We start from the raw sequence: 16007 nt of genomic DNA, 5'->3' as shown, positions 1-16007 counted from the left end.
CCCTTTAAGTATAATGTTTCTAACTATCAACTACCAGTATGAAAAAGAAAAATATTTTAAGGATAGAATTTTGTGGCTTAACCTCATCATTTAGAAGTACTAGAATTTTATTGTTGATTTTTATATTTATTTTTCAACATAAAATTGTTCTCGCACAGAATCAATTGGCAAAAGAAAGCCCTGGTGGAACATGGTATTACGAATATCTTCCTGCCGATTATAATAGCAACACTGATGACTATCCCATCATGATTTTCTTTCATGGATTAGGTGAAAGAGGAAATAATGAGGGGGATTTAACAAAAGTTGCAAAAAACGGACCTCCTCTACATGTTAAAAATGGACATGATTTTCCATTTATTCTAATATCTCCTCAACTAAAAACAAATTTAGGAAATTGGCCGCCAAATTATATGGATGAGGTAGTCGAGCATGTTCTTAATGATGGACTTAGGATTGATTTGAATAGAATTTACGTTACCGGTTTAAGTCTGGGAGGAGGAGGAGCTTGGTTTTATGCTCACAGTTTCCCTGAGAAAATCGCTGCAGTGGCTCCAGTTTGTGGGAGTAGAAATAATCTCAATAAAGCATGTAACATTGCTGCAGAAAACATTCCTGTGTGGGCATTTCATGGTGATGCTGATGGGGTAGTTCCTTTAAATAGAACCACCCTGATGATTGATGCACTAAATGAATGCACACCGGCCATAAATCCAGCTCCACTTTTGACTGTATATGAAGGGATAGGACATAACTCCTGGTCTAGGGCCTATCGCACTGATAATTCCTTACATACTCCAAATATTTATGAATGGTTCATGCAACAAAGTAGAGCATCGATCTCTGTGGATGCTGGAGAAGATATAACTTTAAATTTACCCACAAACAATGCTTCTGTTTCAGGCACTGCCAGTTCTACAGCAGCAATAAGTACGTACCTATGGGAAAAAGTATCTGGACCATCTGCTACGCTTAGTAATACTTCCACAGCGACTTTGTCGGTAAGTAATGCAGTGGCCGGTATATATCAATTTAGATTGACAGCTACTGACGCAGATGGTAATTCTGCTTCGGACCAAATGAAACTAACTGTTGTTGATTCTAATTCGCCCCCAACGGCTAATGCTGGTTCCAATAAGCAAATACAGTTACCTACTAGTTCAACTACTATTTCAGGAACGGGTACAGATAGTGATGGAAACATTATAAGTTATTCTTGGCAAAAGATCTCTGGTGGTGCAGTTACCATTAGCAATGCAAACCAAGCTACTTTGAATTTGTCTGCTTTACAGGCTGGCATTTACGTTTTCGAGCTTACAGTAGAAGATGATGACAATGTTACTGATAGTGATGAGATGCAATTGGAAGTCTTAGAGGAGTCTAATTTGGATCCAATAGCAAATGCTGGGGTAGATATTCAAATGCAACTACCTACAAATAGCACCAACTTGGTGGGTTCAGGGACAGATGATGATGGAACTATTTCAAATTATTTGTGGGAAAAAACTTCAGGTCCTTCGGTTTCCCTTTCAAATGTTAATAATTCTACTGCAACGGCCAGCAATCTGGTAACTGGAACATATACTTTTCGACTTACGGTTACTGATGATGATGGGGCCTCTGATTCCGACTTGAAGAACGTTACTGTTCTAGATGCAAACCAAGTTCCGACTGTTTCAGTCGATCAAGTTGAACAGAGCATTACATTACCAACTAATACGGTTAATATTCAAGCATCAGCATCTGATTTAGATGGCAATATTGCTTCTTATTTATGGGAAATTGTCAGTGAAGTGGGCTCATCTAGCTTACTGAATAGTAGTAGTTCTACCCTGACGGTAAATGATTTGGACGTTGCAGGCCAATATGTATATTCTATTACTGTAACTGACAATGAAGGCGCTACAAATACTGCAGAGGCGACCGTAAATGTTAATGATCAACCAGTGAATCAACTTCCAAATGTAAATGCTGGGCCTGATAAATTCATTGTTCTTCCTACGAACCAAGTTATCCTAAATGGTACAGCATCTGACCCTGATGGGACGATTGTAAATTATGCCTGGATTAAAGTATCAGGGGGCAATGCGACACTAACGGGTGAGAATACGCAAACTCTAACTGCATCCAATTTAGTTGAAGGCAATTATCGGTTTAGACTGACTGTTACGGATGACGATGGAGCAAAACGAAGTAATGCTGTGGATGTAAATGTTGCACCTGAAGAGGTCAATATAGCGCCAATAGTTGATGCGGGGAATAATAAATCAATCACTTTGCCCACTAATTCAGTGACAATTATTGCAACAGCCTCTGATGATGGTATGATAAATTCTTATTTATGGGAACAGATCAGTGGAAATGCTGGTGCTACTTTATCAGGTACAAACTCGTCAACCTTAGAGGTCGGTGGACTTACAGAAGGGCTTTACAATTTTCAAATTACGGTTGAAGATGATGGAGGGAGTTTTGCCTCGGATGAAGTATCTGTTACTGTGACGGCTATAAATACCCCTCCAGTTGCAAATGCGGGGTCCAATAAAAACATAACATTGCCTAAAGATAGTGTGGATATTATTGGTTCTGGAACAGATGAAGATGGAGAAATTGTCAGTTATCAATGGACTCAAAGTAGTGGCCCTGCCTCAGCAACATTAATTAATGAAAATCAGGCTACATTGGAAGTTAAGGACTTAATTGCTGGTCAATATAGGTTTGAGATTACAGTGACTGATAATGATGGCGATTCTGACGTTGATGACCTTCAAGTTACAGTCAATGAAGAAAATAATATTAGTCCTAACGTAAATGCAGGTAATAATAGAAATTTAAATTTACCTACCAATTCCATAACAATTAATGGAGTGGCTACAGATTCGGATGGTTCAGTGGAATCAATTGAATGGACACAAGTAAGCGGACCAAGTGCTGGAATTTTGACAAATATTAGTACTTTAAATTTAACAGCGTCAGGCTTAATTGAAGGTGATTATGTTTTCCGGTTGTCTGCCACTGACGATGATGGCGCACAAGCTTCTGATGAAGTGACAGTAACGGTAATACCTGAAGATGTAAATTCTTTTCCAATAGTGGATGCTGGTGAAAATGTAACGATAAAATTACCCACAAATGCAGTTACCTTAAACGGAGCTGCTTCCGATGTAGATGGGTCTGTAAGTTCTTATAATTGGACTAAAATAAGTGGCGGAGCTGCAACCTTAACAAACCAGAATACTGCCAACCTTACGCTTTCAGGATTAATTGCAGGCTCTTACACTTTTAGATTGTCCGTCACGGATAACGAGGGAGCAAGTTCTTTTGATGAAGTTTTCGTTTTTGTTTTATCGGAATCTACAAATGAATCGCCAGTTGCAAATGCGGGTTCTGACCGACTGATTGTCTTGCCCCTTGCCTCTGTAACTATTAATGGTTCAGGAGCTGATAATGACGGACAAATTGTGAGTTATGAGTGGTCTCAAGTGTCAGGTAGTTCTCTTACCTTGGCTAATATAAATTTAGCCAAATTAACGGTTTCAGATTTAATTGCTGGCCAATTCGTTTTTCAGTTAAAGGTTATAGATGACGGGGGTGTTGAGGACAGTGATGAAATGACATTGACTGTTTCAGAGGAGGAGGTCAATCAACCGCCCGTGGCAGATGCCGGGACTGACAAAACTCTCGTCCTCCCAACAAATTCTATTGTACTCAATGGAAGTGGTTTTGATCCAGAGGGTAATGTTTCTTCCTATCTATGGACAAAAACTTCTGGAGGGAATGCAGTTCTCACCAACGCTACTAATGCTAAGCTTACTGTTAGTAATTTAGAATTGGGCACTTACTGGTTTAGGTTAAAAGTAATTGATAGTGAAGGGCTTTCTTCAACAGATCAAATGATTTTAACAGTGCTTCCTGAAAATACTAATAAAATCCCAACAGTAAATGCTGGACCTAATAAGAATATCAAGTTACCGCAGAATCAAATTACTATTAACGGTACTGCTTCAGATTCTGATGGCTCAATATCAGAAGTGTCTTGGAGCAAGTTATCGGGTGGAAACGGAAACTTGAATAACCAAAATACATTGAATTTAGAATTAACGGACTTGGAAGCTGGGAATTATACCCTAGAATTGACTGCAACTGATAATGATAATGCTAGTGCTACTGATTTAATGAGTCTTACTGTGCTTCCCGAAGATGCAAATAGTCCTCCAACAGTAAACGCTGGCTCCGATATTCAAATAAATTTGCCGAATAATTCTACTAGCATCACTGCCAATGCAAGTGACCCTGATGGTGATGAAATCAGCTATTTTTGGTCAAAAATAAGTGGTCCCCAGCTATTTATAGCTGATAATGATCAGCCGACTGTAAATATTAACGATTTGGTTGAAGGTACTTATCAAATACGTATTAGGGTGACAGATACTGAGGGTGCGGTAGCAGAGGACCTTGTGCAAATCCAAGTCTTGTCGGAAGAAATTATAGAACCACCAGTAGTTAATGCTGGTCCTAATTTATCTGTAGAATTGCCAAGTGAGGCTTTGTTGATCATAGGAGAAGCGGAATCTGAAAACGGTACTATTGCCACTGTATTATGGGAACAAATAGCAGGTGAAAATTTGACCTTATCTGGAGAAAATTCTAATCAATTAACCATTGATGACTTATCTGAAGGTATTTTTACTTTCAGATTTACCGCTACTGATAATACAGGCCAAAGTAGTTTTGATGAGGTGCAATTGAATGTCCTTCCCGAAGAAGAGGAGTTTATTCCTCAACCGCCAACTTTAAGTGCCGGTGGGGATATCATTTTGCAATTACCTGATTCAGCTGTCACAATTGAAGTTTTTGCACAGTCAGAAAACAGCTTAATTGCATCCTATAGTTGGGAACAACTTTTTGGCCCTACCGATTTACTTATTCGACCAGACACTTCCAATGTGGTTGAGTTGAGCAATTTTAAAGAAGGGGCTTATTACGTGAGAGTGAATGTTTCAAATATCGACAGTTTGGAAAATTCAGCTACAAAAAGGATAACAGTGTTGGCAGAAGATGAATTAGCAAGACCCAGAAAATTATTTTCACCTAACGGGGATGGGATAGACGATTTCTGGCAAATTGAAGGTGTGGATGGAATTGACAATTGCCAAATACAGGTTTTTGACAGGAGCGGGAAAAATGTATTTGAATCCACAGGCTATGCAAACGAATGGGACGGAAACTTGAATGGTAATCCACTGCCAGAAGGTGCTTACTATTATGTGATAAACTGCAGTGATATTGCTAAGAAATTGACTGGAACGGTGGTCATTATTAGGTAAAAAAGGAGGTGATTTAAAAATTAAAATCATGGTAAATTCTATTCAAAAAAAATGGGGAGTCTTAATAGTCTTAATGATTTCAACGACCCTGTTAAAAGCACAAGAAATCATTCCATTTAATCATTACTACCTGTCACCTGTTTATATTAATCCATCCTATACAGGTCACACTGGTTTTTTTGAATTGGAGACAAATTTTCGCCAGCAATGGACAGCAATTGAAGGAGCTCCTCAGACTATACGTTTATCAAGTCAATTGCCTTTAGGGAAGCATTTAGCCGTAGGATTAATTGCTATGAATGATCAAAGAGCATTGTTTAATACCAATCAAGCAAATTTGAACGTAGCCTATACAATTTATCCTGGAGTAGACAAAAGTACCGATCATAGAATAAGTTTTGGAGTTGGAGTAGGGGCAGATGTTACATTTATTAATAATGATTTTGTGGATAATCCTTTAGACCCTGCTTTAGATGGATTGGCAGACCAAAGTGTGAATCCTTTGGCTCAAGCCGGTATTCAATATCAATTGAATAATTTGAACATAGGCTTTTCTTTACCTTTCATGTTTCAGTCGGATGTCTATAATGAGCAAGCTTATAAAAACCCAGAATTTGATCCCCTTAAAGCAACTACAACTTCTATAAATTATGTATTTGATATTAATAGAGACGTAAGTTTTACCCCTTGGGTAATTTATCAGACATATAATAATGAATTATCTGATGGTTTTTTTCAAGCTAGCGGTTATTTCAGTTATAAGAATAATATTTGGCTAGGTGGAGGCTATCATTCTTTTAATGGGTTTACTTTTAATGTTGGGTTTCGTTTGGTTAACAAAATTAGGGCTGGTTATGCATATGAAATGTCAAATGATCAATCAAGTCAGTTTGGACAAGGATCACAAGAGTTTTATTTAAATTTTATGTCTGGTAATAGGGATTACCTCGCAGAATTACGACCACATAGAGATGAACTTTTGGTAGAAGAAGCAGTTGAAGAACCAGTCGAAGAAGTTACGGAGACAGTTACAGATTCGACTCAAATTGTTGAAGAAGAAATACAGGAAACTAAGACGGAAGAAGAAGTTGTGGAGAAGGAAACTGAACCAGTTCAGATTAAAGAAGAATATAGAAAGCCAATTGAACAGGATAGTGTGAGTAAGAAGGAATCAGAAGTTCTTGAAGAACCTATAATAAGTGAAGCGGAACCTGAGCTTGAACAGGAAGTTTCACCGAAATTTAATGAGAAGGTAGATGAGGTAATTGATAATATGGCTGGCATCTATGTGGTGGCAGGAGCATTTTCATCAAAGGAGAATGCGCAAAAATATGTTGATATGGCGAAGGAATTAGGACATAATTTATCGATCACCTACTATTCTAAAACAGAATATTATTACACTATTGCGCAAAAGACAGACAATAGAGCAATGGCACTTAAAACCTTAAATTCAATTAAGAACCTTAATGTTTTGGATTTTGATGAGAGCTGGATTTTGGAAATAAAGTAATCCTATCTGATTAGAGAGCTTTCTATTTTGATTTCCGCAAGTTTGGTATTTCGAGCTAACGAAGGAATACTTTGTCCTAATTTAGGCCCAAAAATCTTTTTGAACTGGCTACAATTTTTGAATCAAGCCTTAATACGTTCAGGGCGTCATTTAGGAAAGTTTCTTTCTATATTATAAAAAGAAAATTCTTCGAAGTCTTAAGTAAGCAGAATACAGTAGATAACGGATACATTTAGACTTTAAAAAAAACACACCATAATTTTGCGTTATAGCCTGTCCCAGATTGCTGAGTGAGTGCCTGTATTAATTGAACTCAAGACTTTAAGGGATAGATGAAAACTGGAGAAATGAAGTGGTCAGATTTGGTAAAGTTGGAAAACTAAAAGAAAAATATCACTGAAATTCCAGAAAAAAGCAAGCTGGATAAAAACATTCATTCTATTTAAATACTATGGTATTTTATTTTTTTTCAAGCTAAGCCTTACAAAGTGCCATAACAAGCAGAATTTACATTTATTCCCATTTTTATTATTATTAGTAGATTTATTTTAAAATTTAGTCGAAAAATGTTCTATTGAACTATTTTAATTGTTAATTTTATGTTGAAAAGTTACATGTTAACTAATAGGGTTTAAACCAAATAGCTTTTGCTTAAATTATGTTGCGCCTGATGGCTATTTTTCATTTATCTATTTGGTCTTTAATAAATTATGTAAAAATGAATAGATTACTTATTCTCATACTGGCGCTCCTCACTTTACAAGTAAATATTACTTCTGCTCAGATTGTTGATAATTATTTGCATGGCCTCAAGTTTCATGAGAATCCAGGTAATCCTACTGGTCCTAAGATAAATATTGAGAGATACCCTGTTCAGGATTCAACCTACAGTTTCAGGGGCTCTACTGGTGGAGGGAAAACAACTTATTTTGATCGCACTGGTTGGAATTCAGATCAGTATGATCAGGGGCATGTAATTGATAACAATACAAACATATTTCAGCAAAATTTCAGGCTATTAAAACCCAATGGTTACGATGAAAACTTTGCAGATGGCTACCCCTTGATCATAATGCTGCATGGCGCTGGTGAGAGAGGCAATTGCTGGGGGAATAATTGTTATTGGGGGACTAAAAATTGGAAGCCAGATGTAAACAGTCCCGAGGCAGGACCTTCCACAAATGGAAATCTATTAAATAATGATCATAATTTACTTCACGGAGGCAAACAGCATTTGGATGCAGTAAATCGTGCAGGAACTAAATTACCTAATGATCCCACATTAAATGATAGGGATTTTCCTGGCTTTGTACTTTTCCCTCAAAATCTAAATGGGTGGAATGGTGCTGAAATAAAAACTGTCGTAAGACTAATCCATAATATTCTTAATGAATATAATATAAACAGGAATAGGGTGGTAGTTCATGGGTTATCCAATGGGGCTCAGCATGTAGTAACTTTGTTGAAGACAGATCCAGCCTTATTTTCAGGAGTTTTGTTAATGTCACCTTCAGCGGCTAATACAAAAGTGCAAAATAGTGAGGAAATTGCTCATATCCCGATGTGGGTTTTCCAGGGTGGAAAGGATGGAAACCCTACCGTAAGCCAAACCAATTCATTGGTACGGTTTTTTGAAGAAATGGGAGGGTTGGCAAGGTATTACATATATGATAATCTGGGTCATGGCACATGGAACAAAGCTTATAGTGAACCTGATTTCTTTTCCTGGATACGAGAAAGAGATAACTCCAATATTCATGTATATTATGGAGACAGTACCATTTGTGCTAGCAATGGGCAAGGAGCAAAATTAGGAGTGCCGAGAGGATTTAGAAAGTACCAGTGGGAAAGAGATGGTCAGATTATATCAGGCTTAGATTCGGCAATAGCCTATGCAGATCTTCCAGGAACCTATAGAGTTAGATTTAGCAGATTCATTGATAATCCAACAGAAGCTGAATGGAATAATTGGTCCAAACCGGTTGTGATTAAAGAAAGCACCGTCAAAACCCCTGAAGTTACCGGTCTTAATACTAGGCACCTACCCGATATTAATGGGATAGATTCTGTGCAATTAGAGACTCCATTGGCAAGTAACTTATATTATACTTGGAAGAGAAACGGAATTGTCGTTGGTGATACTTCTTTCTATGCAGCCAAAACGGCCGGAACTTATAGCGTGGAGATTGAGACTTTTGGTGGATGTCCCAGTATTCCTTCTCAGAATATTTATGTAACCTTTAATGCCTCACAAGATTTAAACGAACCTAGCAATATTCAGCTAGATCTCACTTCTAATGGAACAGTTCGACTGTTCTGGGATGACGAAAGCTTCCAAGAGAAAGGTTATGAGATTTATAGAAGCACTGAAGTTAGTGGTTTTTATCAATTTATGGGATTATTAGAAGAAGATGCTATTTCATTTGAGGATACCACTGCTATTTCTAACAGGGAGTATTTTTATCGACTGAGGGCAGTTTCTAATGATAAAGTTTCACCCTATTCTACTGCTGTTTCAATTATGACTGGCTCAGATGTAGAAAAACCATCTACTCCTGGACAATTGATAGTGGAAAACTATACGATCAACTCCGCTACACTGTGCTGGCAGGCATCCACTGATAATGAATCTGTTGCCCAATACTATATTTATTTTGGATCAGATTCCATCGCTACAAACAGTGTGGCTACCTGCTTTACGGTAGAGAATTTAGCGGAAGGCCGCAATTTCACTTTTACGGTTAAAGCAGTGGATTACAACGGAAATATTTCTATGGCTAGTAACCAAGTGAATGTGACTACTATTTTTGAAGGGCTGACTTACGAGCATAGTACGAGTTCATATGATTCACTAGATGAAATTGATTGGAGTTTTATTGAATATACTGGCACGGTTCCTAATTTTGGATTAAGCGAACGTACACAAGATGACTTTTTTAGTTTTAAGTTTGACGGTTATATTAATATATTGATTGCTGGGACATACAGGTTTAAATCTTGGTCAGATGACGGCAGCAGAGTTTATGTTGGAGGGTTTAGTCCAAGTAATTTGGTTTTCGATAATGACGGTCTTCATGGTGGCACGTACGGACCAGATACTCCGGTTGCTTTATATTTGGAACCTGGTTCTTATCCAATAACAGTCACTTTCTTTGAAAAATCTGGTGGACAAACGTTACGAGTTGATTATAGCTTCAATTCCACTTCATCCTTTTCACCAATTCCAGATTCAATGCTTAAGAGTGGCACTATTGAAAATCATAATCCACCCTCTACTCCAACTAATTTGACGGCCAATGCCAATGGTATGGATCAAATTGATTTGTCATGGGATCAAACAGATTTAGTACCCGATGATTTGGATGTGGTAGTCTTGGGTTCCTCTACTGCCGAGGGTGTAGGGGCAACAGTACAAGATAGTGCGTGGGTTGATCGATTAAATCATTGGTTAGGAGAGAATGGTTCGAATTATACGCTTACAAATTTAGCTGTTGGAGGATTTACTACTTATCATATTAGGCCAGATGGGAGTGACAATGGTTCAAATCCCTCAGTGGATACTGATCACAATATCACCAAAGCTTTAAGTTTAAATCCAGACTATTTGATCATTAATCTTCCTTCTAATAATGCTAATTCGCTAATTTCTGCAGATACTACTATGGCCCATTACAGGGAAATAAAGGAATTAGCAGACCAAGCGGGTATAAAGACTTTTATAGTAACTCCACAACCACGGAATTTTGGTCCTTCCTCCCCTAAAAGAGTAATTTTATTAGAAGAACTTGATTCTGTCAGGGCTGGGTTTGGTAGCTATGTTATTGATGTATTTGATAGTTTAGCGGATGAAAATGAAATGATTGAACCTTCATTGGAGGCAGTTCCCAATGACGGTATCCATTTAAATGATGACGGTCACGCATATATCTTCTCAGAAGTAAAAACAAAATTGCTTCAATTCTTGACTCATTTTGAAATATATAGAGCTCCAGAGAGTGGAGGAGATTTTGAAATGATAGGTCGAATTGAAAACGGACTCACCTCACATGAAGACTTGAATTTATTACCAGGTCAAACTTACTATTATAAGATTAAAGCAGTTAATGGAAATGGAAGTTCAGCATTCACTAGTGAGGTAAATGCAATTACAAATTCTGATAGCGAAGCACCAAGTGTACCATCAAACTTGCAAGTAGTTTCTACCACTTTTACCAATACGGGTATTAAATGGACTGCCTCTACAGATAATCACGAAGTTGAAAAATATGTGGTTTATGCAGATGGGGATTTGTTGGGAGAAAGTAACAATAATACTTTTTATACAAATGATCTTGAACCTGAAACAACTTATGTACTGACGGTAGAAGCAGTAGATGTAAGTGGGAATATTTCATCCCCATCTAGCGGAATTAATGTTACCTCCGATACTCCTTTGCATTTTTATGCTAAAAGTACGGGAGATCTCAATAATCTGAGTTCATGGGGCTTATCTTTAGATGGATCTGGAGATGCTCCTGATAATTTTTTCAACAATGGGCAAATTTTTAATTTAACAAATAGAACAGCTAGCTCAACCCTAAGCAATCAATGGCAAATTGATGGAAAGATTTCCAAGTTGGTGGTCGAGACTGGGGAGACTTTGGAAATATCAGCGGACTTACAAGGAAAGGTTCAAGTGATGGATAATGCAATAGTCCATGTGAATACCCCTAATCTGCCTGAGTTTTTACCTTCTCATGCCAATTCCCATATTTATTTTAATACTTACAATTCTTTGCCTTCTGGCCGGTTGGGTAATGTAACACTCGGCAGTACTGGGATTAAAAACTTTAGTGAAAGGACCTTGGAAATTTTAGGAGACCTTAAAATTGTAAGTCAAATTGGTTTAAAAGGAGTGCCAGGAAACCAATCAAAATTAGTGCTGCATGGAGATTTAGATATTCAAGCTGAACTCAACGAAGTCGCTTTAGATAACTTATTACGTGTTGAATTTGAAGGGGACAAAAAGCACACTCTGCAAACAACCAATGATATTCTGTTTTATGATATCAATATATCCGCTATGGATACTGTTAATTTACAAGCAAGTAATCCTTTAGAGCTGTTTTTAGGGAGTGGAAATGGTGGCGGATTGATTTTAAAAGATAGTAGTCAATTAAATATTGGTCTTCATACCTTAAGTATAGCCGGAAGTGGCACCATTAATACTGAAAATTCCGATGGCTCCATAGCCTCAGATTTTGGTTCTGTAAAAGTAAACTCAAGTGGAAATAGCACCTCTCATCTCCGATTCGATACCGTAATGAATAAAATCGTTAGATTAGAATTTAATGCCGCGGCTGACGTGCAACTTCATAACGAGATGGAAATTTTTGATCGAATTGATTTAGATGCAGCTACTTTTCATTCAAACGGGAACCTTGTATTAAAATCAAGTGATACAACTACAGCTCAGGTTTTACCAATGAAGAACGGTTCTCAATTACTTGGGGAAGTAAAAGCTGAGAGATTTATGGAGGCAGCGAAATTATACAGGTATATATCTTCTCCAGTTTCAGGAATGACCGTTGAAGATTGGCAAGAGTTTTTCCCTATCACTGGGAATTTTACAGGGGCAAGCACGGGAAGCGGCTTGGGCTCATCTCCTTCTTTATATTACTATGATGAAGACAATGGCGGTTGGAAAGAATACCCACCTACTGGAACTGACAATACATATCCAATCAATGTTGGAACTGGTTATGCACCTTATATTAGAGATAGCGAAAATTCGGTATTAATTGAGAATTTTGGTACACTTCACCAAGGTGACTTTTCTTACAATCTTTCAATAGGAACTGGTGATGCAGAAGATGGATGGAATCTAATAGGGAATCCTTATGCGGCCACCATTCAGTGGAATGATGAGGGCTGGGTATCAAGCGGAGTAGGGAATGTAGTATCTGTTGCTAAAAATATGCCAGGTAATCAGTCTCAGTTTTATATTTATGATAGGAGTGATGATACAGGTGATTTACCTGGAGGAGAGATTGCCTCGGGTCAAGGATTTTGGGTGCAATCACTTAACTCCAGTCCCAGCCTGACGATAACTGAAAGTGCAATTTCAACAAGTGAAAGTAGTTCTGACGCTGTATTCTATAGGTCTGCTCCCGGTATAGACCACTTTTTGAAAATTGTTCTGAAAGATCCATTAAATCAAGAAGATGCAACTTATATTAAGTTTAAAGATTCCGCCTCAGATGATTATAATAAATTAGAAGATGGCTTTAAAAGACCCAATTCAATCATAAACTTTTATTCGAAATCAGCGGATGGTGTTAATCTGGCGATGAATAATATGTCGATGGAGTTTTGTGAATTGAATATTCCTTTGGAAATGAATAATGTAAGTAGTGGTGAGTTTGAAATGAACTTTAGCAACGTTGAGCAATTCCCATTGGCTTTGGTTAGCCTGATTGATAATTATAATGGAGATACTCTAGCAATAAATCAAAATCAGGTATTAAGTTTTAATCTTGATACAGAAGATATAACTACATATCAAGGCAGATTTGTTCTACGGATGACTAGACCTGAGATGGAGTCAAATGAAGACTTAGTCTACGATAATGCTTTTTGTTCAGGAAATGTATCTTCCGAGATAGAAATTGTAAACGCACAGTATGGAGTCCAATACTATATTACTGATAGAAATGGGAATCAAGTAACCGAAGTAGCTATGGCGACTAGTGAATCATTGTTGTTTTCTGTTGATAGTAGTAATATGGTTACAGAAACTGAGCCGTTCTATGTAAAGTCTCAATTCCCTGGTTGCTCAGTCCATGATGTCGGCCAAAAGGTGCAGCTTCAAAAAATTGAGGTAGGTACTCCGGAATTGCAGAAGAGTTTTATTGTGGAGTGCGAAGGCTCGTCAATTATGCTTATTGCAAATAGAGAAAATGATTCAGACGAGATGCTGTGGTTTAATGAATCTATTAACAAACCAATAGAAAACGAAGGGGACACTTTGTATTTCTACGATTTAGAAGACGAGTTTGAATTAATTTCCGTACAAGCTAGGTCTGCAGAAGGCTGTTTATCTGAGAAGTCAATGATGGAGTTGTATTCAGAAGATTTTGAGCAAAGCTTCCTAATTGAAAATAAAGAAGTAATCTGGGGAGATGAAACTGAATTTTGTTATGGTACAGCTTCTATTACTGCAACTATTCCAAACAGCCAAGAAGGGATTTTTTATAAGGCATACCAAGGAGTAAATGAATTGTCAACGCAAGTGTTGGGTACTGGAGACGAACTGGAAATTACAGTCAATGTAAATTCACTTGATACAGGGTTTTTCGAATTAAAAATCGTGGCTTCAAAATCTGGATGCGAGGAAATGACATTGAATACCTTCCATACAATTCAATTAGTGGAACTACCTAAAATTGAAGTATCGGAAGAAGTTACTAGTGTCTGCCAAGGAGACGAGCTTATTTTAAGTTTAGATGATAATGAAAGCACTCGATATGAATGGTTTTCTTCCGGAATTTTAATAGAAGGCGAATCAGAATCTACTTTGAATATTGATAGTTTGACCGCTGATTTATTACCTATTACTGTCAGAGCTTTCAATCAGCTCAATTGTACTAATAATGAACTAGTAGAAGTTCCTGTAGAAATATCATCTTTACCTGATATCCAATTCGAGAAAGACTTATATGAGGTATGCATTAATCAAAGCCTAAGTATTGCATTACAAAATGTGAAAGAAGGAGAAACTTTTGCATGGTATTCAGCTGGAAACCTTATAGAGGGAGAATCTACGTCACTTATAACAATTGATGATATATCTAATGATCTGTTACCATTGACAGTTCAAGTTTATAATGGATTAGGATGTTCAAATGAAAATGCTGTTGAGGTTCCAATTGACATAGTAGATCTTAAAGAGGTAAAGTTCGAGCAAGAGGTTTACTCAGTTTGTGAAAATCAGGAAGTAACTATTTCAATTAATGAGATAAAAGATGGAGATGTCTTTGAATGGTATTCAGCTGGAAAGTTAATAACTAACGAAAATGGTCCTGAACTTAAAATTGAGAGCTTTACATCTGAATTATTACCATTAAAAGTAAAGCAAATTAATAGTTTTGGTTGTTCGAGTTCGGAATTAATAGAAGCCCCAGTAGATATTATTGAGACTAAATCTGTTATTTTTCAACAAGATAGCTATTCAGTTTGTATTGGAGAGAATTTGAATATTTCGCTGGAAGGGAGTTATGATCAACACACGATTAATTGGTATTCTGCTGGCATTTTATTGGAGGAAGAAATAGGTACTGAATTTTCCATTGAAAGCTTTGGTCCAGATATGCTTCCTATTGAAGTAAAAGTTGAAAACGTATTGGGTTGTACGCAAAATGGCATAGTTGAAGTTCCTGTGCAGTTGACTTCCTTAGTAGTGCCGGTTTTGAACCAAGATACGGATACAATATTTATTCTGAACCCCGTAACAGATGCCACAATAAATTGGTATTTTAATGATGAATTGCTTTCTGATTTCAATAATAAATCTCAGATTCCTTTAATAGAGAGTGGTTTCTATTCAGTTGTTGTAGAATCAAATGACTGCTCAGTTACTTCAGAAGTCTTAGAATTTATAATTTCAGCCTCGTTTGGTCTACTTGATAAAGGAAGTGTTACGATCTATCCTAACCCCACTGATGAGTATTACTTGAATATTTCATCTAGAGCATTGATAAATACTGAAATAAAATTGCAGCTAGTAGATTTGAGCGGCAGGTTAATATTTTCTGAATCTGTGGCAAAAACTGAAATTGAACATGGATATAGAATGGAACTTCCGACAAGATTGAATAATGGAATCTATCAGTTAAGAATAATAGACAAGGGTCAAATCGGTGTTTTTAAAATAATATTGAAACAATAAATACAAGGCTTTTGAAAAAATTGAAATCCATAGCAAGGTTGATTTTTATCAATCTTGCTGTTTTTATTTTGTTACTATTTTCAGTAAATTTTTTAGTAGGGATATATCTTAAAAATAGTAATAAGAAAAGTAGGGCTGATCTGCCCAATTATAAGGATAACATAGCATATGCAAAGGAAATTTTTACAGATTATAACAATGTCCAGCATCTCTATGAACCTTTTGTAGGGTGGAAAACGCAGCC

The 16007-nt window shown here is 37.0% G+C and carries 3 protein-coding genes; all 3 read left to right on the top strand.

The annotated features are described in order from the left end of the window. Positions 1–38 precede the first annotated feature (38 nt). The 3 genes from Q3Y49_RS03550 to Q3Y49_RS03540 all read left to right on the top strand — a co-directional run bounded on the left by Q3Y49_RS03550 (position 39) and on the right by Q3Y49_RS03540 (position 15763). On the top strand, positions 39–5324 hold the full coding sequence (locus Q3Y49_RS03550; protein WP_303270868.1) for a PKD domain-containing protein: 5286 nt from the start codon (positions 39–41) through the stop codon (positions 5322–5324). Positions 5325–5352: 28 nt separating this feature from the next. Continuing rightward, complete coding sequence (locus Q3Y49_RS03545; RefSeq protein ID WP_303270867.1) at positions 5353–6837, top strand: PorP/SprF family type IX secretion system membrane protein; 1485 nt, start codon at positions 5353–5355, stop codon at positions 6835–6837. A 718-nt stretch (positions 6838–7555) separates the two neighbouring features. Beyond that, positions 7556–15763 (top strand): fibronectin type III domain-containing protein, encoded by an 8208-nt coding sequence (locus Q3Y49_RS03540; protein WP_303270866.1) that lies wholly within the window; start codon positions 7556–7558, stop codon positions 15761–15763. Positions 15764–16007 lie beyond the last annotated feature (244 nt).

The sequence above is a fragment of the Marivirga harenae genome (genome assembly GCF_030534335.1).
Classification (GTDB): domain Bacteria; phylum Bacteroidota; class Bacteroidia; order Cytophagales; family Cyclobacteriaceae; genus Marivirga; species Marivirga harenae.
The sequence above is the reverse complement of the archived record's forward strand: the minus strand, read 5'-3'. Positions and strand labels throughout refer to the sequence as shown.

Coding starts and splice junctions, on each gene's coding strand:
- Q3Y49_RS03550 (WP_303270868.1), top strand. CDS start 39: ATGAAAAAGAAAAATATTTTAAGGATAGAATTTTGTGGCTTAACCTCA.
- Q3Y49_RS03540 (WP_303270866.1), top strand. CDS start 7,556: ATGAATAGATTACTTATTCTCATACTGGCGCTCCTCACTTTACAAGTA.
- Q3Y49_RS03545 (WP_303270867.1), top strand. CDS start 5,353: ATGGTAAATTCTATTCAAAAAAAATGGGGAGTCTTAATAGTCTTAATG.